Annotated in this window: 20 protein-coding genes; 13 read left to right on the top strand and 7 right to left on the bottom strand. The window is 57.4% G+C overall.

Going from position 1 to position 20,272, the window contains the following annotated elements:
* The first annotated feature begins 221 nt into the window (after window positions 1-221).
* The gene (gene cspD / locus AFK62_RS06900; RefSeq protein ID WP_007664616.1) at window positions 222-452 is read left to right on the top strand and encodes a cold shock-like protein CspD; all 231 of its coding nucleotides are present in this window, start codon (window positions 222-224) and stop codon (window positions 450-452) included.
* A gap of 64 nt (window positions 453-516) precedes the next feature.
* Here the strand turns inward: cspD and macB are convergent, their stop codons facing one another.
* Entirely contained in the window at window positions 517-2,460 is a 1,944-nt protein-coding gene (macB, locus tag AFK62_RS06895) for a macrolide ABC transporter ATP-binding protein/permease MacB (RefSeq protein WP_007664615.1), read from the bottom strand.
* Complete coding sequence (gene macA / locus AFK62_RS06890; RefSeq protein WP_007664602.1) at window positions 2,457-3,569, bottom strand: macrolide transporter subunit MacA; 1,113 nt, start codon at window positions 3,567-3,569, stop codon at window positions 2,457-2,459. Before macA ends, macB begins: the two co-directional genes overlap by 4 nt.
* A 160-nt stretch (window positions 3,570-3,729) precedes the next feature.
* On the opposite strand from macA, the gene AFK62_RS06885 reads away from it, so the two are divergent.
* Window positions 3,730-4,683, top strand: a complete 954-nt coding sequence (locus tag AFK62_RS06885) for a VirK/YbjX family protein (protein ID WP_007664601.1) — start codon at window positions 3,730-3,732, stop codon at window positions 4,681-4,683.
* On the opposite strand, the gene AFK62_RS06880 is transcribed toward AFK62_RS06885, so the two are convergent.
* Window positions 4,680-6,338 (bottom strand): ATP-dependent nuclease, encoded by a 1,659-nt coding sequence (locus AFK62_RS06880; RefSeq protein WP_007664600.1) that lies wholly within the window; start codon window positions 6,336-6,338, stop codon window positions 4,680-4,682. The two genes, AFK62_RS06885 and AFK62_RS06880, sit on opposite strands and share 4 nt — an antisense overlap.
* Window positions 6,339-6,607: 269 nt before the next feature.
* Here AFK62_RS06880 and AFK62_RS06875 point away from each other — a divergent pair, with 269 nt between their 5' ends.
* The 3 genes from AFK62_RS06875 (at window position 6,608) to hcr (ending at window position 10,279) form a co-directional block, all read left to right on the top strand.
* A complete protein-coding gene (locus tag AFK62_RS06875) occupies window positions 6,608-7,507 on the top strand; it encodes a lysine exporter LysO family protein (RefSeq protein WP_007664599.1) in 900 nt (299 codons plus the stop codon).
* Window positions 7,508-7,647: 140 nt separating this feature from the next.
* Window positions 7,648-9,300: a hydroxylamine reductase gene (gene hcp / locus AFK62_RS06870; protein WP_007664597.1), complete on the top strand. Its 1,653-nt coding sequence runs from the start codon at window positions 7,648-7,650 to the stop codon at window positions 9,298-9,300.
* 10 nt (window positions 9,301-9,310) lie between these two features.
* Window positions 9,311-10,279, top strand: a complete 969-nt coding sequence (gene hcr / locus AFK62_RS06865) for an NADH oxidoreductase (protein WP_007664596.1) — start codon at window positions 9,311-9,313, stop codon at window positions 10,277-10,279.
* 59 nt (window positions 10,280-10,338) lie between these two features.
* On the opposite strand, the gene AFK62_RS06860 is transcribed toward hcr, so the two are convergent.
* Window positions 10,339-10,773, bottom strand: coding sequence for a DoxX family protein (locus AFK62_RS06860; RefSeq protein WP_007664595.1), 435 nt, complete (start codon window positions 10,771-10,773; stop codon window positions 10,339-10,341).
* Window positions 10,774-10,926: 153 nt separating this feature from the next.
* On the opposite strand from AFK62_RS06860, the gene poxB reads away from it, so the two are divergent.
* The 3 genes from poxB to AFK62_RS06845 all read left to right on the top strand — a co-directional run bounded on the left by poxB (window position 10,927) and on the right by AFK62_RS06845 (window position 14,833).
* Window positions 10,927-12,645 (top strand): ubiquinone-dependent pyruvate dehydrogenase, encoded by a 1,719-nt coding sequence (poxB, locus tag AFK62_RS06855; RefSeq protein WP_007664594.1) that lies wholly within the window; start codon window positions 10,927-10,929, stop codon window positions 12,643-12,645.
* A 34-nt stretch (window positions 12,646-12,679) separates the two neighbouring features.
* Window positions 12,680-13,687, top strand: coding sequence for a low-specificity L-threonine aldolase (ltaE, locus tag AFK62_RS06850; RefSeq protein ID WP_007664593.1), 1,008 nt, complete (start codon window positions 12,680-12,682; stop codon window positions 13,685-13,687).
* 129 nt (window positions 13,688-13,816) lie between these two features.
* The gene (locus tag AFK62_RS06845) at window positions 13,817-14,833 is read left to right on the top strand and encodes an NAD-dependent epimerase/dehydratase family protein (protein WP_007664592.1); all 1,017 of its coding nucleotides are present in this window, start codon (window positions 13,817-13,819) and stop codon (window positions 14,831-14,833) included.
* Window positions 14,834-14,871: 38 nt separating this feature from the next.
* Here AFK62_RS06845 and AFK62_RS06840 read toward each other — a convergent pair whose 3' ends face one another.
* Genes AFK62_RS06840 through AFK62_RS06830 form a run of 3 tightly spaced genes read right to left on the bottom strand, consistent with a single transcriptional unit; the run spans window position 14,872 to window position 16,384 of the window.
* Complete coding sequence (locus AFK62_RS06840) at window positions 14,872-15,204, bottom strand: gamma-glutamylcyclotransferase family protein (RefSeq protein WP_032983910.1); 333 nt, start codon at window positions 15,202-15,204, stop codon at window positions 14,872-14,874.
* Between the two features lie 29 nt (window positions 15,205-15,233).
* The gene (locus tag AFK62_RS06835) at window positions 15,234-16,064 is read right to left on the bottom strand and encodes an N-acetylmuramoyl-L-alanine amidase (RefSeq protein WP_053531800.1); all 831 of its coding nucleotides are present in this window, start codon (window positions 16,062-16,064) and stop codon (window positions 15,234-15,236) included.
* The gene (locus AFK62_RS06830) at window positions 16,061-16,384 is read right to left on the bottom strand and encodes a heavy metal-binding domain-containing protein (protein WP_007664589.1); all 324 of its coding nucleotides are present in this window, start codon (window positions 16,382-16,384) and stop codon (window positions 16,061-16,063) included. The genes AFK62_RS06835 and AFK62_RS06830 overlap by 4 nt, the downstream gene beginning before the upstream one ends.
* Before the next feature lie 127 nt (window positions 16,385-16,511).
* Here AFK62_RS06830 and AFK62_RS06825 point away from each other — a divergent pair, with 127 nt between their 5' ends.
* The 5 genes from AFK62_RS06825 (at window position 16,512) to artM (ending at window position 20,116) form a co-directional block, all read left to right on the top strand.
* Window positions 16,512-17,039: a lipoprotein gene (locus tag AFK62_RS06825; RefSeq protein WP_007664588.1), complete on the top strand. Its 528-nt coding sequence runs from the start codon at window positions 16,512-16,514 to the stop codon at window positions 17,037-17,039.
* A gap of 203 nt (window positions 17,040-17,242) precedes the next feature.
* The gene (gene artP / locus AFK62_RS06820) at window positions 17,243-17,971 is read left to right on the top strand and encodes an arginine ABC transporter ATP-binding protein ArtP (protein ID WP_007664586.1); all 729 of its coding nucleotides are present in this window, start codon (window positions 17,243-17,245) and stop codon (window positions 17,969-17,971) included.
* A gap of 20 nt (window positions 17,972-17,991) precedes the next feature.
* Window positions 17,992-18,723, top strand: a complete 732-nt coding sequence (gene artI / locus AFK62_RS06815; RefSeq protein WP_007664584.1) for an arginine ABC transporter substrate-binding protein ArtI — start codon at window positions 17,992-17,994, stop codon at window positions 18,721-18,723.
* Window positions 18,724-18,731: 8 nt separating this feature from the next.
* Window positions 18,732-19,448 (top strand): arginine ABC transporter permease ArtQ, encoded by a 717-nt coding sequence (gene artQ, locus AFK62_RS06810; RefSeq protein ID WP_032983909.1) that lies wholly within the window; start codon window positions 18,732-18,734, stop codon window positions 19,446-19,448.
* Window positions 19,448-20,116, top strand: a complete 669-nt coding sequence (gene artM / locus AFK62_RS06805) for an arginine ABC transporter permease ArtM (RefSeq protein ID WP_007664582.1) — start codon at window positions 19,448-19,450, stop codon at window positions 20,114-20,116. The genes artQ and artM overlap by 1 nt, the downstream gene beginning before the upstream one ends.
* Window positions 20,117-20,272 lie beyond the last annotated feature (156 nt).

The raw sequence follows: 20,272 nt of genomic DNA, 5'->3' as shown, positions 1-20,272 counted from the left end.
AGCTATCACTGGTATTCGCGAGCTCTGTCACATTAATGAAAATAGCGTTAACTGCTTCAAAATTTTGACTCAATACCACCTGTCAGACCCCGGTCAACGCTTGACGAAGAGTGCGATTTCTCTAAATTGTACAAGCGTGAGTTGGCGAGGTTTTGAACAGCCCCCCTCACCCACCGGTTCAATCCATCTTACTTAATAAGACTTATGAAGGATGTCGAAGCATGGAGACGGGTACTGTTAAATGGTTCAATAACGCCAAAGGGTTTGGGTTTATTTGTCCTGAAGGCGGCGGCGAGGATATCTTCGCGCACTACTCTACTATCCAGATGGACGGCTACAGAACGCTGAAAGCCGGACAAGTCGTGAGGTTCGATGTACATCAGGGTCCCAAAGGCAACCATGCCAGCGTTATTGTCCCTCTTGAAGCAGAAGTTGCATCCGCAGTTGCGTAACTCTTCTGTTTCATTGTGTACATCCTGCTCCTGAAATGCCAGTCCCGTGGACTGGCATTTTTATTTATTCTCGCGCCAGCGCATCGACAGGGTTAAGTCTCGCGGCGTTCCGGGCGGGCAGCCAGCCGAATAAAACCCCCGTCACACTGGAGCACAAAAAGGCGGTCAACAGCGCCACCGGCGAGAAACCAATCTCCCAGCCGGGCAGAACGAGCTGAAGCGCAAAAGCAATCAACAGCGAAAGCCCGATACCAAGCGCACCTCCAACCAGACAGACCAGCACCGCTTCAATTAAAAACTGTTGCAGCACATCGCTTGCCCGCGCGCCGACCGCCATGCGGATGCCGATTTCACGGGTACGCTCAGTCACGGATACCAGCATGATATTCATCACCCCAATACCGCCCACCACCAGCGAAATGACCGCGACCAGCGTTAAAAAGAGCTGAAGTGTACGTGTGGTCTTTTCTGCGGTTTTCAACACGCCGTCCATATTCCAGGTGAAAAAGTCTTTTTTGCCGTGACGCAACGTCAGCAGACGGATGAGCTGCTGCTCCGCCTCCCCGCTGTCATAGCCATCTTTCACACGCACCGTCACGGAGTTCAGCCACGACTGCCCCATGATGCGCCCGGACATCGTGCTGTAAGGCATCCAGACGCGCAGAATTTTGCTGCTGCCGAACATCGACTGCTTCTCTTCCGCCACGCCGATGACCGTCGCGGGCATGTTGCCCACCAGCACCACTTCGCCGACCACGCTTGCCTTATTCGGAAAGAGCTGGCGACGCGCGTTGCTGTCGATAACCACAACTTGCGCACGACCGCGCAGCTGCTCGTCGTTGAAGGTATTGCCCTCGCTAAAGGTCATGCCGTAGACGTTAAAATATTGCCCGCTCACGCCGTTGGCGCTGGCGGCCACATCCACATTGCCGTAGCGCAGGCGTAAATTCTGCGAGACGGCGGGCGTGGCGGAGCTTACCCACGGCTGGCGCTGGATCGCCTGCAAATCGTCATACTGCAACGCCTGCTGATATTGCGGGTCGTCGTCGCCGAAATCCTTGCCGGGATAAACATCAATCGTATTGGTACCGATGGAGCGAATGTCCTCAAGCACCATCTGCTTGGCGGCATCACCGACCACCACGATGGAAACCACCGACGCGATGCCGATGATAATCCCGAGCATCGTCAGCAGTGTGCGCATCTTGTTGGCTGCCATCGCAAGCCACGCCATGGTCAGCGCCTCGCGGAAACTGTTAATGAACTGCCCTAACGCTGCCGCCTCGTGCGGCTGGGTCGTAAGCCCTGCACCACTGCGCTTTTCCACCGCGGGCGGGTTACTGACAATCTCCCCGTCGCGAATTTCGATGATCCGTTCCGCCTGTGCCGCGACATGTGGATCGTGGGTGACGATAATCACCGTATGCCCGCGATCGCGCAGCTGTTTTAAGGTGGCGATCACCTCTTCACCGGAGTGGCTGTCGAGCGCGCCGGTTGGTTCATCCGCGAGGATCACCTGGCCGCCGTTCATCAATGCGCGTGCAATGCTCACCCGCTGCTGCTGGCCGCCGGAAAGCTGTGAGGGTTGGTAGTCGACGCGCGCCTCAAGGCCAAGGCGGGTCAGTAATTCGCGCGCGCGCACCTGCCGGGCGGCACGGCCCGTACCGGCATAGACCGCGGGCACTTCAACATTCTGGGCCGCGGTAAGATGAGAAAGCAGGTGATAGCGCTGAAAGATAAAACCGAAATGCTCACGCCGAAGACGCGCTAATGCATCATTGTTGAGCGTCGCCACGTCGACGCCCGCCACCTTGTAACTGCCGCTGCTTGGCTTATCAAGACAGCCGAGAATATTCATCAGCGTCGATTTCCCGGAGCCGGACGCGCCGACAATCGCCACCATTTCACCGGCGTTGATAGTCAGCGAGACGCCTTTGAGTACTTCTACGTCCGTTTCGCCCGACGGATAACTGCGGCGAATATCGCGCAGTTCAAGCAACGCCGTCATTCATCACTCCCGGTAGCGCGGCCAATCACTACTTCATCGCCTTCGTCGAGGCCTTTGACTACTTCCACCTGGGTGTCGTTACGCACGCCGATTGTCACCTCGCGCTCGCGCGTTTCCCCATTGCGCAGCAGCGTGACGTTATAGCGATTATCGCCAACCGGCTCGCCAAGCGCCGCGAGCGGGATCGTCAGCACATCGTTAACGCCGCCAAGCTGAATGTGCACCTGCGCGGTCATATCGAGACGGAGCACCCCCTGCGGGTTTGGCACTTCAAAACGGGCGTAATAGAAAATGGCGTCGTTGATTTTCTCAGGCGTCGGAAGAATATCTTTAAGCCGACCTTCATAGCGCGTGAGAGGATCGCCGAGCACCGTAAACCAGGCTTTCAGACCGGGTTTAAGATGGATGACATCCGCTTCAGAAACCTGTGCTTTCACAAGCATTGTACTGAGATCGGCAAGCGTCAGAATATTCGGCGCCTGCTGGGCTGCGATCACCGTCTGGCCCTGCAGCGTCGTAATCTGCGTTACCTCACCGGCGATAGGCGCGGTGATGCGGGTGTAATCAAGGTTGGTTTGCGCGGTGCTAAGCGAAGCCTGGTTGCGCTTAATCTGCGCATCGATAGTGCCAATCTGCGCCTCTTTAACCGCAAGCTCTGTCGCCGCGGTGTCGAGATCCTGACGGGAAACCGCCTGCGTGCGGGCCAACTGTTGCTGGCGGGAAAGCGTCACACTCGCAAGTTTCATTTCCGCCTCAGCCTGGCGCCGCTGGGCGCGCAGCTCCATCAGCGTCGCTTCCACTTCTTTGATCTGGTTTTCGGCTTGCTCCGGGTCAATCACCCCAAGCAGCTGATCTTTTTTAACTTTATCGCCAATATTGACCGACAGCGTTTTAAGCTGGCCGCTCACCTGCGCGCCGACATCCACCTTACGCAGTGCGTCGAGCTTGCCGGTTGCGAGCACGCTCTGTTGCAAGTCCCCTTTGCGAACCAGCATAGTCTGATAGCGAGGCAACGGCGCATTCAGCGTCTTCCAAAGCCAGATGCCACCGATAACGATAATCAGAGCCAGCACCACGTAGCGCTTCCTGAACCTTCCCTTAAGCTTCATATCTTTCCTGACGTTCCAGACAAGTAAACAGAGTTTGCCCTCCTATTCTAAACGCAATCTCAACCAAACCCTATGCAGCCAGTAAATAAACCGAGGCGTTGATATTGCGTTAAGTGATGGTTTGTTCCTATAGCCTCATATTTCATAATGAGACTGGGTTATGTCCGCACTCGCCGAACTTTCCGTATCGCCGCCAGCCTACAGTGCCTGGCAACTTTTTCGTCTGCTCGCCACTGGGCAGAAAACGCCGGGTCTGGCCTGGCAGAACCCGGCCTACCGCCGCAAGTTCCTGCTGCGCTCGCTGGCGACGCCTTTCGCCACCCGCCGCTGGCTTGCGGCACTGGCGCGACAGCCCATGCTGGACACGTTGCTGCATGCCCAGCCGGGTCTGCCGTGCCGTCTGCACCGCCCATGGCTCTCGGTGAATGTTACCCGCGAGCAGGCGCTAAACGCGCTGGAATACCATTATCAGCATATTGCACACCTTTTGCCGCCGACGCTGATGCAAGGACACCTGACGCGTCAGGGCGTTACGCTCGCCACGCTTACGGGTAAGAACGAGGCATACTATCGTCTGGATCTCGCCGCAGTCGCCGACCTGGATAAAGAAGGCGAAACGACGGTAATTTTTCGTGACGTCGAAGGTATGGTGCTTGCCGAAATGACGTTTACGCTGTGCGAAGTCGACGGAAAATCAACGCTGTTTATCGGCGGCTTACAGGGCGCCAAAGCCTGGGTTGAACATGACCAGATCCAGATTGCGACCAAAGCCTGTCACGGGTTATTTCCGAAGCGCCTGCTGCTGGAGGCGGTCTGCCTGCTAGGGCAGCATTTTGCCGCAGCTCAGATACTCGCTGTCAGTAACGAGACGCATATCTACCGCAGCTGGCGCTATGCGAAGAAGAAAAAAGATAAGTTGCACGCCGATTATGACAGCTTCTGGGAATCGCTCGGCGGCTACAAAGATACGCAGGGGTTTTACCATATGCCGCAGCAGGTCGCGCGTAAATCACTGGAAGAAATCGCCAGCAAAAAACGCGCGGAGTATCGCCGCCGTTATGAACTGCTGGACAGCATGACAGCGCAGATAGCCGCCCACTTCGCCGCGGCTTAATCGGCCTTCCCGCGGGCCAGCCACAGCACGCGGGAAAACATTTTACGCAGCAGCGGCGGTACTGCGTCTACGCCACGTCGAGCCGCTTCCATCGCCACTTCAATCGCGAGATCGGGTTTGGAGGAGCGATGGATAGCCTTCACGATGACCCGCCGCATATTCATATGAACATCGTCCGGTAGCTGCGCGACCCGGTAGAATACTGCGTCAAACCCTTCGCGATACATGAAGTGCTCCATATCCAGCGCTGGCAGCTCGGTCAGATGCTGACGTACCTGTTCGTTGTCATTGTTAACCACGCCTTTCACCGTCGCGGCATATTTGCGTCCGGCGTCATCGCCATCCACCAGTACATGCCATTCAATGCCCATACGGCGCGCGAATTTGATTAGCGGCTTTAACCCTGACTGCGCAAACTCAATGACTTTGATACCTTCTGCTTCGAAGTGATAACCACACTGGCGCGCCAGTTCGTTCATCATCCAGACTTCGGTTTCACCTTCCACCAGCAGCCAGCAACGCGCAAAGAGCGAGGACGGGCGATTAAAGCGAATGTGAAATGCAATGCGGCGGCTGTCCTCTGCATTCATCCCGCCCGGCCCCAGACGCCAGGCCGCGACCTTGCCGGAGGCCCGCACCAGTCGGCACACCTCTTCAACCGGCGTCATGGACAGTAGTTCGCCGGAATTGGTGGTGGTGAGCTTTTGCAGCGGCAACAGGCTCAGCAACTGCCATGCCACCGACAGCATAATCGGGTGCAACCGCGTTTCAGGATCTTCCACCAGCAACAGCGGTCGCGCATATTTGTCGAGCCGCACATTGCCTTTGGCCTGCAGCAACGTAGAGAAAAGCCCAAGCAGAATCACCCGGTAGGCCCGCCCGCCCGGTTTATCTATCATGCGGTTAATGATGTCGAGATAGCGCCAGCTGCGCTGTTCATCGTGCGAGTGACGACGCATCAGGCGATAGCGCGGGCCGGGCGTGCCCTGTTCGGAAAAATAGTGCTCCAGCAGTTGGACCATTGCCGACAGCCCCTGACGGATCTGTTCGTCCGTCAGGTTTTGCGGGCGCGAAACCAGTTCACGCGTCAGGTAATCAAGTTCACGCGCGGTGACTTCCACCTGCGGCGTATGCGTGAGGGCGCGGTCATGCAGGCGGCGCATAAAGCGGGCATCACGCAGACGCAGCACCGGGCTTAGCCGGATAAGCTGCCGCGCCTGTGCGTCGATATCCTCCATGATCAGCGCCTCGCCCTGAGCATTCAGAAAACTGCGCAGCGTCAGCACGCTGCCATCATCATTAAGTTCCCCTTCGAGCCGGTAGAAAATGCGCTGATAGCCATCGTCGCCCGGCGTCCAGAGCGTGCGCAGCCCGCGATAGCGATGGCGCTGGAAATCCCCCGGCTCTGACTCACGGAAAATCAAAATAAGATGCAGATGGCGCTCGCGCCCGTGAATATCGCCAGGCGGGAACCAGAAGTCGTGTTGCGTAAAAGAATAGAGCGCGTCGCCGGGATTGAGCAGCAGCGTCAGCGCGTCCAGCAGGCTGGATTTGCCCCATGCATTTTCGCCAATTAGCACATTATTATGTTCAAGCGTTAATGACAGACGATTAATTCCACGAAACCCGGCGATCTCCACGCGCTCAAGAAACATCTTTCCTCCGGCTGCATCAGGCATGACTGCTTTTGGGCAGTATAGCCATTCAATCAGGGGCTTAACAGGTAAAGACCCGACGGATAAACAAGGCTGCGAGGCGCCTCGTAATAATAAAAGAGGTGATGGTTAACCACCGCTATAAATGCGCGTTATGGTGCGCTAACGCCATGAAATGGCGCTAATGACGCCAGCTTTACTCAGTCAGGTGAATTCTGTAGGGTGTGGCGGCACGCTTATTTTCAGCTCTTTCACGGACTCCGCACCTCATGTTTTCAGGACTGTTAATTATCTTAGTACCGCTTATTCTCGGCTACCTTATTCCCCTGCGAAAGGCTGGTACGCTGCGGCTGATTAATCAGCTATTAAGCTGGCTGGTTTATATCATTCTTTTCTTTATGGGTATTAGCCTTGCGTTTCTCGATAACCTGTCATCGAATCTGCTGGCGATTTTCCACTATTCCGCCGTCAGCATTACGGTAATTATGTTGTGCAATATCGCTGCACTTTTGTGGCTTGAACGCGCTATTCCGTGGCGTCACCAGCACCGGCAGGAAAAGCTGCCGTCGCGTCTGGCGATGGCGCTCGAATCTCTGAAACTTTGCGGTGTGGTCGTACTCGGCTTCCTGCTGGGGCTGACTGGCTTCGCGCTGCTTAAACATGCCACCGAAGCCAGCGAGTACACCTTAATTTTCCTGCTGTTCCTGATAGGTATTCAACTGCGCAACAACGGCATGACGCTCAAACAGATTGTGCTGAACCGCCGCGGCATGATGGTGGCGGTAGTCGTGCTGGGAAGTTCGCTTATCGCAGGTGCCGTCAACGCCCTGCTGCTGGATCTGCCGCTGCGCGCAGGCCTTGCGATGGCCTCCGGTTTTGGCTGGTATTCACTCTCCGGGATTCTGATGACGGAATCCTGGGGGCCGGTCATTGGCAGCGCCGCGTTCTTTAATGACCTGGGGCGCGAACTCATCGCGATTATGCTGATACCGGCGCTGGTGCGTCGTAGCCGTTCGACCGCGCTTGGGATTTGTGGGGCGACCTCTATGGATTTTACCCTGCCGGTATTACAGCGCAGCGGCGGGCTGGAGCTAGTGCCAGCGGCTATTGTGCATGGGTTTATCCTGAGTCTGCTGGTGCCGTTGCTGATGGCGTTTTTCGCTGCCTGATACCCCTTTGGCGGTAGACTCCTGCCGCCAAAATTGCGCTACATCAATCTCCCTTTAAGTTCCTTAAAAAAAACTTTTCACCCCCTGTGACGAAGCCTAATCTTAAACATGCATATCAAATATAACTTTAAGGTGTCATCATGTTTTGCGTGCAATGTGAACAAACGATTCGTACTCCGGCGGGCAACGGCTGCGCGTATGCGCAGGGGATGTGCGGAAAAACCGCCGAAACCTCCGACCTACAGGATCTGCTGATTGCGGCTTTACAGGGGCTTTCCGCCTGGGCGGTCAAAGCACGTGAGCTTGGCATCATCGACCACCATGTAGACAGCTTTGCGCCGCGCGCCTTCTTCTCTACCCTTACCAACGTCAACTTCGATTCTCCGCGCATTGTGGGTTATGCCCGCGAGGCGCTCGCCCTGCGTGACGCACTGAAAACGCAGTGCCAGGCTATCGACGCCAGCGCACAGGTCGATAACCCGATGGCGGCCCTGACGCTTGCAGGTGATGACCTCGGCGATTTACAGCGCCAGGCCGCTGCCTTCGCGCCGAATATTGATAAAGCGGTGATTGGCGAGAATATTCTCGGCCTGCGCCTGCTCTGCCTCTATGGCCTGAAAGGCGCTGCCGCCTATATGGAGCACGCGCATGTGCTCGGGAAGTCAGACAACGACATTTACGCCCAGTACCATAAAATCATGGCCTGGCTCGGCACCTGGCCTGCGGACATGAACGCGCTGCTGGAATGCGCGATGGAAATCGGCCAGATGAACTTCAAAGTGATGAGCATTCTGGACGCGGGCGAAACCAGTAAATATGGCCACCCGACCCCGACGCAGGTGAATGTCAAAGCGGTCGCAGGCAAATGCATTCTGATTTCCGGCCACGATCTTAAAGACCTTTATAACCTGCTTGAGCAGACAGAAGGCACCGGCGTTAACGTCTATACCCACGGCGAAATGCTGCCCGCGCACGGCTATCCGGAGCTGCGCAAATTTAAACATCTGGTCGGTAACTACGGCAGCGGCTGGCAGAATCAGCAGGTGGAATTCGCCCGCTTCCCGGGGCCGATTGTGATGACCTCCAACTGCATCATCGACCCGACCATCGGCAGCTACGACGACCGCATCTGGACGCGCAGCATCGTCGGCTGGCCGGGCGTCAGCCATCTTGAAGGCGACGATTTCGGGCCGGTTATCGCCCAGGCGCAACAGATGGCGGGCTTCCCGTATTCTGAGATTGAGCACCTCATCACCGTCGGTTTTGGCCGCCAGACGCTGCTCGGCGCTGCCGATACGCTGATTGATCTGGTGAGTCGCGAGAAACTGCGCCACATCTTCCTGGTGGGCGGCTGTGACGGCGCGCGCGGCGAACGCAGCTACTTCACCGATTTCGCCACACAAGTGCCGCAGGATTGCCTGATCCTGACGCTCGCCTGCGGTAAATACCGTTTCAATAAACTTGATTTCGGCGCTATCGAAGGACTGCCGCGTCTGGTGGATGCGGGCCAGTGTAATGATGCGTATTCGGCGATTATCCTTGCGGTAACGCTTGCCGAAAAACTGGGCTGCGGCGTTAACGATCTGCCGCTGTCGCTGGTGCTCTCCTGGTTTGAACAGAAAGCGATTGTGATCCTGCTGACGCTGCTGTCGCTCGGCGTGACCAATATTGTGACCGGCCCGACCGCGCCAGGCTTCCTGACGCCGGATCTGCTGGCGGTACTGAATGAGAAATTCGGCCTGCGCCAGGTGACCACCGTTGAGCAGGATATGCGCGAGCTGCTGGGCGCATAAGGAGGAAATCATGACAATGCCAACCCCGCAATGCCCGTGGCGTATGCAGGTTCACCACATCCGGCAGGAGACGCCGGATGTCTGGACGCTGTCGCTTCTGTGCCACGATTTCTATCCCTATCAGGCCGGGCAGTACGCGCTGGTAAGCATTCGCAACCGTGCCGATACGCTGCGCGCTTATACCATTTCCTCAACGCCTGGCGTCAGCCCGCTGCTGACGCTGACGGTGCGCCGGATAGACGACGGCGAAGGCTCGGGCTGGCTGACGCGCGAAGTAAAACGCGGCGATTATCTGTGGCTCTCCGACGCGCAAGGGGATTTTACCTGTGCGGATAAACCAGAAGAGCGCTATCTGCTGCTTGCGGGCGGCTGCGGCGTAACACCGATTATGTCGATGCGCCGCTGGCTTGCGACGTACCGTCCGCAGGCTGATGTGCAGGTGATTTATAACGTGCGCACACCGCAGGATGTGATTTTCGCCGACGAATGGCGGGATTACCCGGTCACGCTGGTGGCAGAGAGCGGCGATGCGCCGGGCTTTGCGCGCGGTCGCCTCACCCGCGAAATGTTACAGGCGGTGCCGGATCTCGCGAGCCGTACCGTGATGGTATGCGGCCCCGCGCCCTATATGGATTTCGTGGAGCAGGAAGTGAAAGCGCTTGGCGTCACGCGCTTTTTTAAAGAGCAATTCTTCACGCCAGTCGCCGAAGCCGCCACCAGCGGATTGAAATTCACCACGCTGACGCCCGCGCGCGAATTTTACGGCGCGGTGGGCACCACGCTTCTTGAAGCGCTGGAGAGTAATAAAGTGCCGGTGAACGCCGCGTGTCGCGCAGGCGTCTGCGGCTGTTGCAAAACGCGGGTAGTCTCAGGCGATTACAGCGTGACGAGCACCATGACATTGACCGAGCAGGAGATAGCCGACGGCTATGTGCTGGCGTGTTCGTGTCATCCGGCAAGCGACTTAGTGCTGGCCTGACCGACGTCTGCACGTTGTGCAAATGCATCATGAAAAAGGCGCCCTCAGGCGCCTTTTACTTACTGCCAGGCAGGATGGCGTGCAACTGAATACCGGCCCGCGCCGCAAAACGCCACCGCCAGCGCGCCAGTGAAGAAATAGACGATATTTTCAATCGCCCAGGCGCCGGTTTTATCCAGCATCCAGGTTTTATCCATTCCCACCATCAGCCACGCCACCACCATCGTAAAGGCGATAACCAGCGCCGCCGGGCGCGTCAGAATACCCAGTATCACCAGCACCGGTGCGATGACCTCGCCTGCGAGCGTACCGTAAGCGATAAATTCCGGCAGACCACGCGCTGCCAGCATCGCCGCTATACCGTCTACGCCATCCAGCAGTTTGTGCATCCCATGAAACAGCATCAGCCCGCCTACCGTCAGGCGCAGCAGTAATTTACCCAGAGACTCTCTGTCCAGCGCCCGGTTAAAGGCGACAAGTGTTGTTGTCAGCATTTTTTTATTCCGTATCCATCGCTGTACTGGCGGTACCCAAAGACGCCGCCACCCCATAAAACCTTATGAACTTAAAGGTTAAATCCCCTGCCTGCAAACCAATTTGAACTAAGCTTGTAACCGGTATCACAGACAACGTACTAAGGAGGGAAAATGAAACAGACTGTGGCGTCTTATATCGCAAAAACCCTGGAGCAGGCAGGCGTCAAACGTATCTGGGGCGTGACCGGCGATTCACTCAATGGCCTTAGCGACAGCTTAAACCGCATGGGCACGATTGACTGGATGTCGACACGCCATGAAGAGGTGGCAGCCTTCGCAGCGGGCGCAGAAGCGCAGCTCACTGGCGAACTGGCCGTGTGCGCGGGTTCCTGCGGGCCGGGCAACCTGCATCTCATCAATGGCCTGTTTGACTGCCATCGCAACAATGTGCCGGTGCTCGCGATCGCGGCTCATATTCCCTCAAGCGAAATCGGCAGCGGCTACTTTCAGGAGACGCACCCGCAGGAACTGTTCCGCGAATGCAGCCACTACTGTGAGCTTGTTTCAACGCCGGAGCAGATCCCGCAGGTGCTGGCCATTGCGCTACGCAAAGCCGTGCTGGAGCGTGGCGTCTCGGTGATTGTGCTGCCAGGCGATGTGGCGCTTAAGCCTGCCCCGGAAGACGTCAGCCCCGCCTGGTATCATGCGCCACAACCCGTTATCGTGCCGCCGCATGACGAGCTAAAAAAGCTCGCCCAACTGCTGCGCTATTCCGATAACATCGCGCTGATGTGCGGCAGCGGCTGCGCGGGCGCGCATCAGGAACTCACTGAATTCGCACGGACGCTCAAAGCACCGATTGTTCATGCGCTTCGCGGTAAAGAGCATGTCGAGTATGACAACCCATATGATGTGGGCATGACCGGGCTTATCGGCTTCTCGTCCGGCTACCACACCATGATGAACGCCGATACGCTGATCCTGCTCGGCACCCGCTTCCCCTATCGCGCGTTCTACCCAACCCACGCCAAAATCATTCAGATAGATATCAACCCGGGCAGCATCGGCGCGCACAGCAAAGTGGACATGGCGCTGGTCGGCGATGTGAAAGCCACACTCGCAGCCCTCCTGCCGCTGCTTGAGGAAAAAACCGACCGTAGCTTTCTTGATAAAGCGCTGGAAGATTACCGCGACGCGCGCAAAGGTCTTGATGATCTGGCGCAGCCCAGTGACAAAGCGCTGCATCCGCAATATCTGGCTCGTCAGATAAGCCACTTTGCCGCCCCGGACGCCATTTTTACCTGCGATGTCGGAACGCCAACCGTGTGGGCGGCGCGTTATCTGGAGATGAACGGCAAACGCCGCCTGATTGGCTCGTTTAACCACGGCTCTATGGCAAACGCCATGCCGCAGGCGATAGGCGCACAGGCGAGCGCGCCGGCGCGTCAGGTGGTAGCGATGTGCGGCGATGGCGGCTTTAGCATGTTAATGGGTGACCTGCTCTCCCTGGTGCAACTCAACCTGCCGGTAAAAGTCATCGTATTTAACAACAGCGTGCTGGGCTTTGTGGCGATGGAGATGAAAGCAGGCGGTTATCTGACCGATGGTACCGATCTGCACGCCACCAATTACGCCCGTATCGCCGAGGCCTGCGGTATTCCAGGGATCCGCGTAGAAAAAGCGAGCGAGCTGGACGATGCGCTTTCGCGCGCCTTCAGCACCGACGGCCCGGTGGTGGTGGATGTCACTGTCGCTAAAGAAGAGCTTGCGATGCCGCCGCAAATTAAAATGGAACAGGCCAAAGGATTTAGCCTGTATATGCTGCGCGCCATTATCAATGGCCGTGGCGATGAAGTGATCGATCTGGCGAAAACCAACTGGTTCCGGTAAAAGGGACGTTTGTGTTCACTGAAAAGGATAAACCGTGATCGATTTACGCAGTGATACCGTCACACGCCCCGGCAAGGCAATGCTGGAGCGTATGATGGCGGCCCCGACCGGGGATGATGTCTATGGCGATGACCCAACCGTCAACGCGCTTCAGGATTATGCCGCGCAGCTAAGCGGCAAAGAGGCGGCGCTGTTTCTGCCCACTGGCACGCAGGCGAATCTGGTGGCGCTGTTAAGCCATTGTGAGCGCGGCGAGGAGTATATCGTCGGCCAGCTCGCCCATAATTACCTGTATGAAGCGGGCGGCGCGGCGGTGCTCGGAAGCATTCAGCCACAACCTATCGACGCTGAAGGCGACGGCACCCTGGCGCTTGAGCAGGTGGCCGCGAAGATCAAAGCCGATGATGTGCACTTCGCTCGCACCCGTTTACTGAGCCTTGAAAACACCCACAATGGCAAAGTGTTGCCGCGCGACTATTTAGCGCAGGCGTGGGATTTTACGCGCGAGCGCGGCCTGGCGCTGCATGTCGACGGCGCGCGTATTTTTAACGCTGTGGTCGAGTATGGCTGTTCGCTTAAGGATATCGCGCAGTATTGCGATACCTTCACCATTTGCCTCTCCAAAGGGCTGGGTGCGCCGGTGGGTTCGCTCCTGCTCGGCAGTCGCGAGTATATTCAGCGCGCGACTCGCTGGCGGAAAATGACCGGCGGCGGAATGCGTCAGGCGGGGATCCTGGCGGCTGCGGGGCTGTACGCGCTTGAGCACAACGTCGCACGTCTCAAGGAAGATCACGACAACGCCGCCTGGCTTGCAACCGCGCTTCGCGATGCAGGCGTACAGGTGCGTCGCCATGACACCAATATGCTCTTTGTCAGCGTTCCGCAGGCGCAGGTCGCGGCGCTTGGCGCCTTTATGAAAGCGCACGACGTGCTGATTAACGCCGCTCCGGTAACGCGCCTGGTGATGCATCTTGACGTCAACCGCGCGCAGCTTGAACGCGTCGTGGCCCTCTGGCGCGACTTCACACAACAGGCGGCATAACCCGTTATCAGCGCTGCGGCAACAGGACGATTCAGCTGCGCTAACGCGCATTGTTACGTTGTTCCCATTGCATCAGCGCTGATTTCACGGAAGAATGCGCGGCTACACGTTACAGCACAGTGGATCGATATGAAGGTACTGGTCACGGGCGCCACCAGCGGTTTAGGCCGAAACGCGGTCGAATATTTACGTCATCAGGGCGTTGCGGTCAGAGCCACCGGGCGCAACGAAGCGATGGGCAAACTGCTGGAGAAAATGGGCGCGGAATTTATCCAGGCCGATTTGACCGAGCTGGTGTCTTCACAGGCAAAAGCGATGCTGGCCGGTATCGATACGCTCTGGCACTGTTCCAGCTTTACATCCCCCTGGGGCCCGCAGGAGGCCTTCGATCTCGCGAATGTCCGCGCTACCCGTCGCCTCGGTGAATGGGCCGTTGCGTGGGGCGTGCGCAATTTCGTGCATATTTCATCGCCCGCACTCTATTTCGATTATCACCACCACCGCGATATCCGCGAAGATTTCCGCCCGCACCGGCTGGCGAATGCTTTTGCGCGCAGCAAAGCCGCCAGCGAAGAGGTGATCCAGCTGCTGGCGCAGGCGAATCCGCAAACGCGTTTTACGATCCTGCGTCCGCAAAGCCTGTTCGGACCGCACGACAAAGTCTTCTTCCCGCGACTGGTACAGATGATGCGCCATTACGGCAGCGTGCTGCTGCCGCGCGGCGGCGACGCGCTGGTCGATATGACCTATCACGAAAACGCGGTACATGCGATGTGGCTTGCAAGCAGCAGCGCCTGCGACGCGCTGCCCTCAGGGCGCGCCTATAACATCACTAACGGCGAGGCACGTCCGCTGAAAAGCATTGTGCAAAAGCTCATTGATGAACTGGGGATTTCCTGTCGCATCCGCTCGGTGCCATATCCGATGCTTGATATGATGGCGAGAAGCCTTGAGCGGCTCAGCAAACACTCCCATAAGGAGCCGGCGTTAACCCATTACGGCGTTTCCAAGCTTAATTTTGATTTCACGCTGGATATCAGCCGCGCCGAAAGCGAGCTCGGCTATAAACCTGTGGTGTCGCTGGATGAAGGGATTGAGCGCACGGCCTGGTGGCTGCGCGACCACGGCACGCTGCACCGCGGTTAAAGGTCTTGCGGGCAGCGGTATTCTGCCCGCCTCTGGCGTTACGCTTCGTCTTTAAGTTGATACACCGACGCGCTAACGCACTTACCGTTTTTTGTCACGACGTTAACCGGTACGCGCTCATAGCCTTCGCCCTCAAACTCATCCAGTGCCGCCCAGTGTTCAGCAAGGTGTTCGGAAGCAAACACAAACCCCTCGACGCGGTTATCGCTGCCATCAAGCACAATGCCCGGAAAGCCCATCTGTGCGCCCCAGCCTTTATTCATCAGCGTGCCGTTGACAAAGCCAGCTTCCCAGTCGCCACCGATACGCTCAAGCACATGCGCGTTCGGACGACCAGGCCCTAAGGTGCCATAGACAAATAAACGTTCCACACCCTCTCCTTTTACTCTCATCACGCAGGTCAGCCCTGCCCATATTTTTCCAGCAGCGCCTCGGCTATCGCCTGGCTCTGTGCATCCGGCAGACCGTCATAACGGGCGGGCCGGAAATGCATCTGGAAAGCCTGAATCACGCGTTTGCGCTGCGCGTCGCTCATCTGCGGCGTAACCTCATACCCGTAGCGTGACAGCAGCAAGAGCAAATCGCGCTCGGCGACCGGCGCGTATGGATTGCGCCCGGCGAGATAAAACGCCACGCGGTGCTCGTCCGGCCAGGCGCCTATCCCCTGCGCCGCCAGCGCCTGCCACGGAAACAGCGGCCCCGGATCGTCTTTGCGCTGCGGGGCAATATCCGCATGCGCCACGACGTTCTGTGGCGCTATCTGGTAGCGATGAATGATGTCGCGCGCAAGCTTGCTCAGCACGTCGATTTGCGGCGGGTTGAACGGAAAGTAACGCTTCTGCCCGTTGATTTTCCGGTAGCCGTAGTTTTCAAGCTCAATGCCGACCGACGTGTCGTTTAAACGGGTAGCGCCACGCCAGAAACTGACGCCCGCATGCCATGCCAGTTCACGCTCCGGCACCAGCTGCCAGATAACGGGCTTGCCGCCTTTCTCCGGCGGGTTCGCCGGGATCAGGTAGTGCGAGCTGACGTGCCGGTCAGTCAGCGTGGCAAGCGAGGTGTCGAAATCGTCTGCTGTGTAGTGAATGACAAGCACTTTAATACGTGGATATGCCGCCTGCGCCGCGCGGCGCGTATCGACCTTATAGTCGCCGCGATCGACGATCCCTTTTTCGCCCGCGCACCCCGCGAGCAGCGCCGCCAGCAGCAGCAGCCAGAAACGCACCTTCATCGACGGGTTTTCACCGCCGTGCCGGAGACGCTTACCATCAACATGCTGCCGTCTTTGCCAACGGTTTCATAGTCGATGTCGATGCCCACAACCGCATCAGCGCCAAGCGCCGCCGCCTGGTCGCCCAGCTCGCGAAACGCAATTTCACGTGCTTTGCGCAGCTCTTTTTCATACGCGCCGGAGCGGCCGCCGACGATATCGCGGATACCTGCAAAAAAGTCGCGAAAGATATTCGCGCCGAGAATTGCCTCACCGGTGACGACGCCGCAATACTCAACGATAACTTGCCCTTCCAGGGTTGGCGTAGTGGAAAACTGCATGGTTCTCTCCTTTTGGCTATCAATGCGTTAGCAGACGATACCAGACGCAATTCGGTCGCGATACGCTATGCTAAAAAAGTCCTGTGACAAGAAACGTAGTCCTGCTTACCGGAATAAGGAAATAAAAATGCGCTATTCAGTTCTGACTCTGGTTCTTCCGTGCGCCCTGCTGCTGAGCGCCTGTACGACCGTCACGCCCGCCTTTAAGGATATCGGCTCGCGTAGCGGCCCGTGCGTGGAAGGCGGCCCTGATACCGTGGCGGAACAGTTTTATCAGCATCGCATCGAACAACGCAGCCAGGGGCTGAAGCGCCTTGCGGATTTGCGTCCATATTTAAGCGATTCGCTCTACCAGTTGCTGGATAAATCGAACCGTGAAAACCATGCTGAAAACGGCTTTTTACGCACAGACCCGTTCTCCAGCCGCACCGAGGCGCCTGAGAGCGTACGCGTCGCCAGCGCCTCACGCATTCCAAACACCGATGCGCGTAATATTCCGCTGCGCGTCGAGCAGCGCCGCGGCGACGTAAAATGGCTGGATGAAGTGCTGATGGTGCGCGAAGGCCAGTGCTGGACGGTGGATGATGTGCGCTACCTGGGCGGCACCGTTCATGCGCCAGCGGGTACGCTGCGCCAGTCGCTGGAGCGTCATTAAGCGCAACGGGTGGGCGCGTGCGATAAACCGTCTGGCTTAGCGCCATCTTGCCGACATTTATTCTTGCCCCACCCTCTCCCCGCTATATCGTGCTGGTTTTGCGCCGTTAATGTGGAGAATATTAAGTTTTAACGCACTAATATTGCATAACTATTCTGCCAACGGTACTATTCGCGGTCTCAATTGCTATTCAACTGCTACGCATGAGTATTCAACTAAACGGCATAAACTGCTTCTACGGCGCGCATCAGGCGCTGTTTGACATCACGCTCAGCTGTCCTGAGGGCGAAACGCTGGTGTTGCTTGGCCCAAGCGGCGCGGGGAAAAGCTCGCTTCTGCGGGTACTCAATTTGCTGGAGATGCCGCGTTCCGGGCAACTGAGCATTGCGGGCAACCAGTTCGACTTCTCGAAAGCGCCGGGCGACAAAGCCATCCGCGAACTGCGCCGCAACGTCGGCATGGTATTTCAGCAGTACAATCTGTGGCCGCACCTGACGGTGCTGGATAATCTTATCGAAGCGCCGTGCCGCGTGCTTGGGCTCAGCAAAGAGGCCGCGCGCAAGCGTGCCGATAAGTTGCTGGAGCGCCTGCGCCTGACGCCGTACGTCGATCGCTATCCGCTCCATCTTTCCGGCGGTCAGCAACAGCGCGTGGCGATTGCGCGCGCGCTGATGATGGAGCCGCAGGTCTTGCTGTTTGATGAACCGACCGCCGCGCTCGACCCGGAAATCACCGCCCAGATCGTGAGCATCATCCGCGAGCTATCCCAGACCGGGATCACGCAGGTTATCGTGACACACGAAGTGGAAGTGGCGCGTAAAACCGCCAGCCGGGTGGTCTATATGGAAAATGGACATATTATCGAACAGGGTGACGCGAGCTGCTTTAGCGCCCCTGCGACCGACGCGTTCAAAAACTACCTTTCCCACTGAAGATGACCGGAATAATGACAATGAAAAACGTATTGATTGCCGCGCTTCTCGCAAGCGTTAGCCTTTCCGCCGCCGCAGCACAAACTATCCGTTTCGCAACCGAAGCCTCTTACCCTCCGTTTGAGTCCATGGATGCGAGCAACAAAATCGTCGGTTTCGACGTCGATCTGGCGAATGCTCTGTGTAAAGAGATTGACGCGACCTGCACCTTTACGAACCAGGCGTTCGACAGCCTGATCCCGGCGCTGAAATTCAAACGCGTGGATGCTGTCATGGCCGGTATGGACATTACGCCTGAGCGTGAAAAACAGGTGCTATTCACCGCACCGTATTACGACAATTCCGCGCTGTTCGTCGGCCTGCAGGGTAAAAACAGCAGCATCGACCAGCTGAAAGGCAAACGCGTAGGCGTGCAGAACGGCACCACGCACCAGAAATTCATTACCGACAAACACCCGGAAATCACCACCGTGCCTTATGACAGCTACCAGACCGCGCGCCTGGATCTGCAAAACGGCCGCATCGACGCCGTGTTTGGTGATACCGCCGTTGTGACCGAATGGCTGAAGACCAACCCGAAACTGGCGGCCGTCGGCGATAAAGTGACTGATAAAGACTATTTCGGCACCGGCCTTGGTATTGCGGTCCGTCAGGGCAACACCGATCTCCAGCAGAAATTCAACACCGCGCTGGAGAAAGTGAAGAAAGACGGCACCTACAAGGCCATCTACGACAAATGGTTCCAGAAGTAATCGCCTGAATGAACGAAATGTTTCCTCTTGCAAGCGCCGCCGGGATGACCGTCGGCCTTGCCGTTTGCGCGCTTTGCCTGGGGCTGGTGCTGGCGATGCTGTTCGCCGTCCTGGAATCGGCGAAGTGGCGACCTGTCGCGTGGCTCGCCACGGCGCTGGTGACGCTGCTGCGCGGCCTGCCGGAAATTCTGGTGGTGCTGTTTATCTATTTCGGCTCGTCGCAGTTGCTGCTGACGCTCTCGGATGGATTTACGATCCCGCTCGGTTTCGCCACGATCCCCGTACAGATTCCTATCGAGAACTTCGATGTAAGTCCGTTCCTGTGCGGCGTTATCGCGCTCGCCCTGCTCTATTCCGCCTACGCCTCCCAGACGCTGCGCGGCGCGCTGAAAGCGGTGCCGCAGGGACAGTGGGAATCCGGCCAGGCACTGGGCTTGTCAACATCCGCGATTTTCTTTCGCCTCGTGATGCCGCAGATGTGGCGCCACGCGCTGCCAGGCCTTGGCAACCAGTGGCTGGTATTGCTGAAAGATACTGCGCTGGTCTCGTTGATTAGCGTGAACGATTTGATGCTGCAAACCAAAAGTATCGCCACCCGTACCCAGGAGCCGTTTACCTGGTACATTGTCGCGGCGGCGATTTATCTGGTCATCACGCTTGTGAGCCAGTACATCCTCAAGCGCATCGACCTGCGCGCCACCCGTTTTGAGCGGAGGCCGGGCTGATGTTGGATTATTTGCCGGAGCTTCTTAAAGGGCTTAATACCAGCCTGACGCTCACCGTAGCGTCAATTGCCGTGGCGCTGGTGCTGTCGCTGATCCTGACGATTATTCTGACGCTGAAAACGCCGGTGCTGGTCTGGCTGGTGCGGGGCTACATTACGCTCTTCACCGGCACGCCGTTACTGGTGCAGATCTTCCTGATTTACTACGGGCCCGGGCAGTTCCCGTCGTTGCAGAATTATCCGTGGTTGTGGCATGTGCTTTCTGAACCGTGGCTGTGCGCGCTGGTAGCGCTGTCGCTGAACTCAGCGGCATACACCACGCAGCTGTTTTACGGTGCTATCCGGGCTATCCCGGAGGGCCAGTGGCAGTCCTGCGGCGCGCTCGGCATGAGCCGGAAAGATACGCTCGCTATTCTGCTGCCGTATGCGTTTAAACGCGCGCTGTCGTCTTACTCTAATGAAGTGGTGCTGGTGTTTAAGAGCACATCACTCGCCTATACCATTACGCTGATGGAAGTGATGGGCCATGGGCAACTGCTGTATGGTCGCACTTATGATGTGATGGTGTTTGGCGCCGCCGGGGTGATTTACCTCATCGTAAATGGCCTGTTGACGCTGCTGATGCGCCTGATTGAGCGGCGTGCACTGGCGTTTGAGCGCCGCAGTTAGTTCTCTTCACCCTGCCCTCTTCCCGGTGGGAAGAGGGTTTTATGTTTGTTGGCGGGTAAACGCATCGCACCCGCCGCCCTCCATATCTGTCCCGCCAAATAAAATACTTATACGTTTTTATTGAATATAAATTCACACAATGGCATGGTGTTATCA

The sequence above is a fragment of the Cronobacter condimenti 1330 genome, assembly GCF_001277255.1.
Lineage (GTDB): Bacteria > Pseudomonadota > Gammaproteobacteria > Enterobacterales > Enterobacteriaceae > Cronobacter > Cronobacter condimenti.
This window is presented reverse-complemented; position numbering and strand designations above follow the sequence as displayed.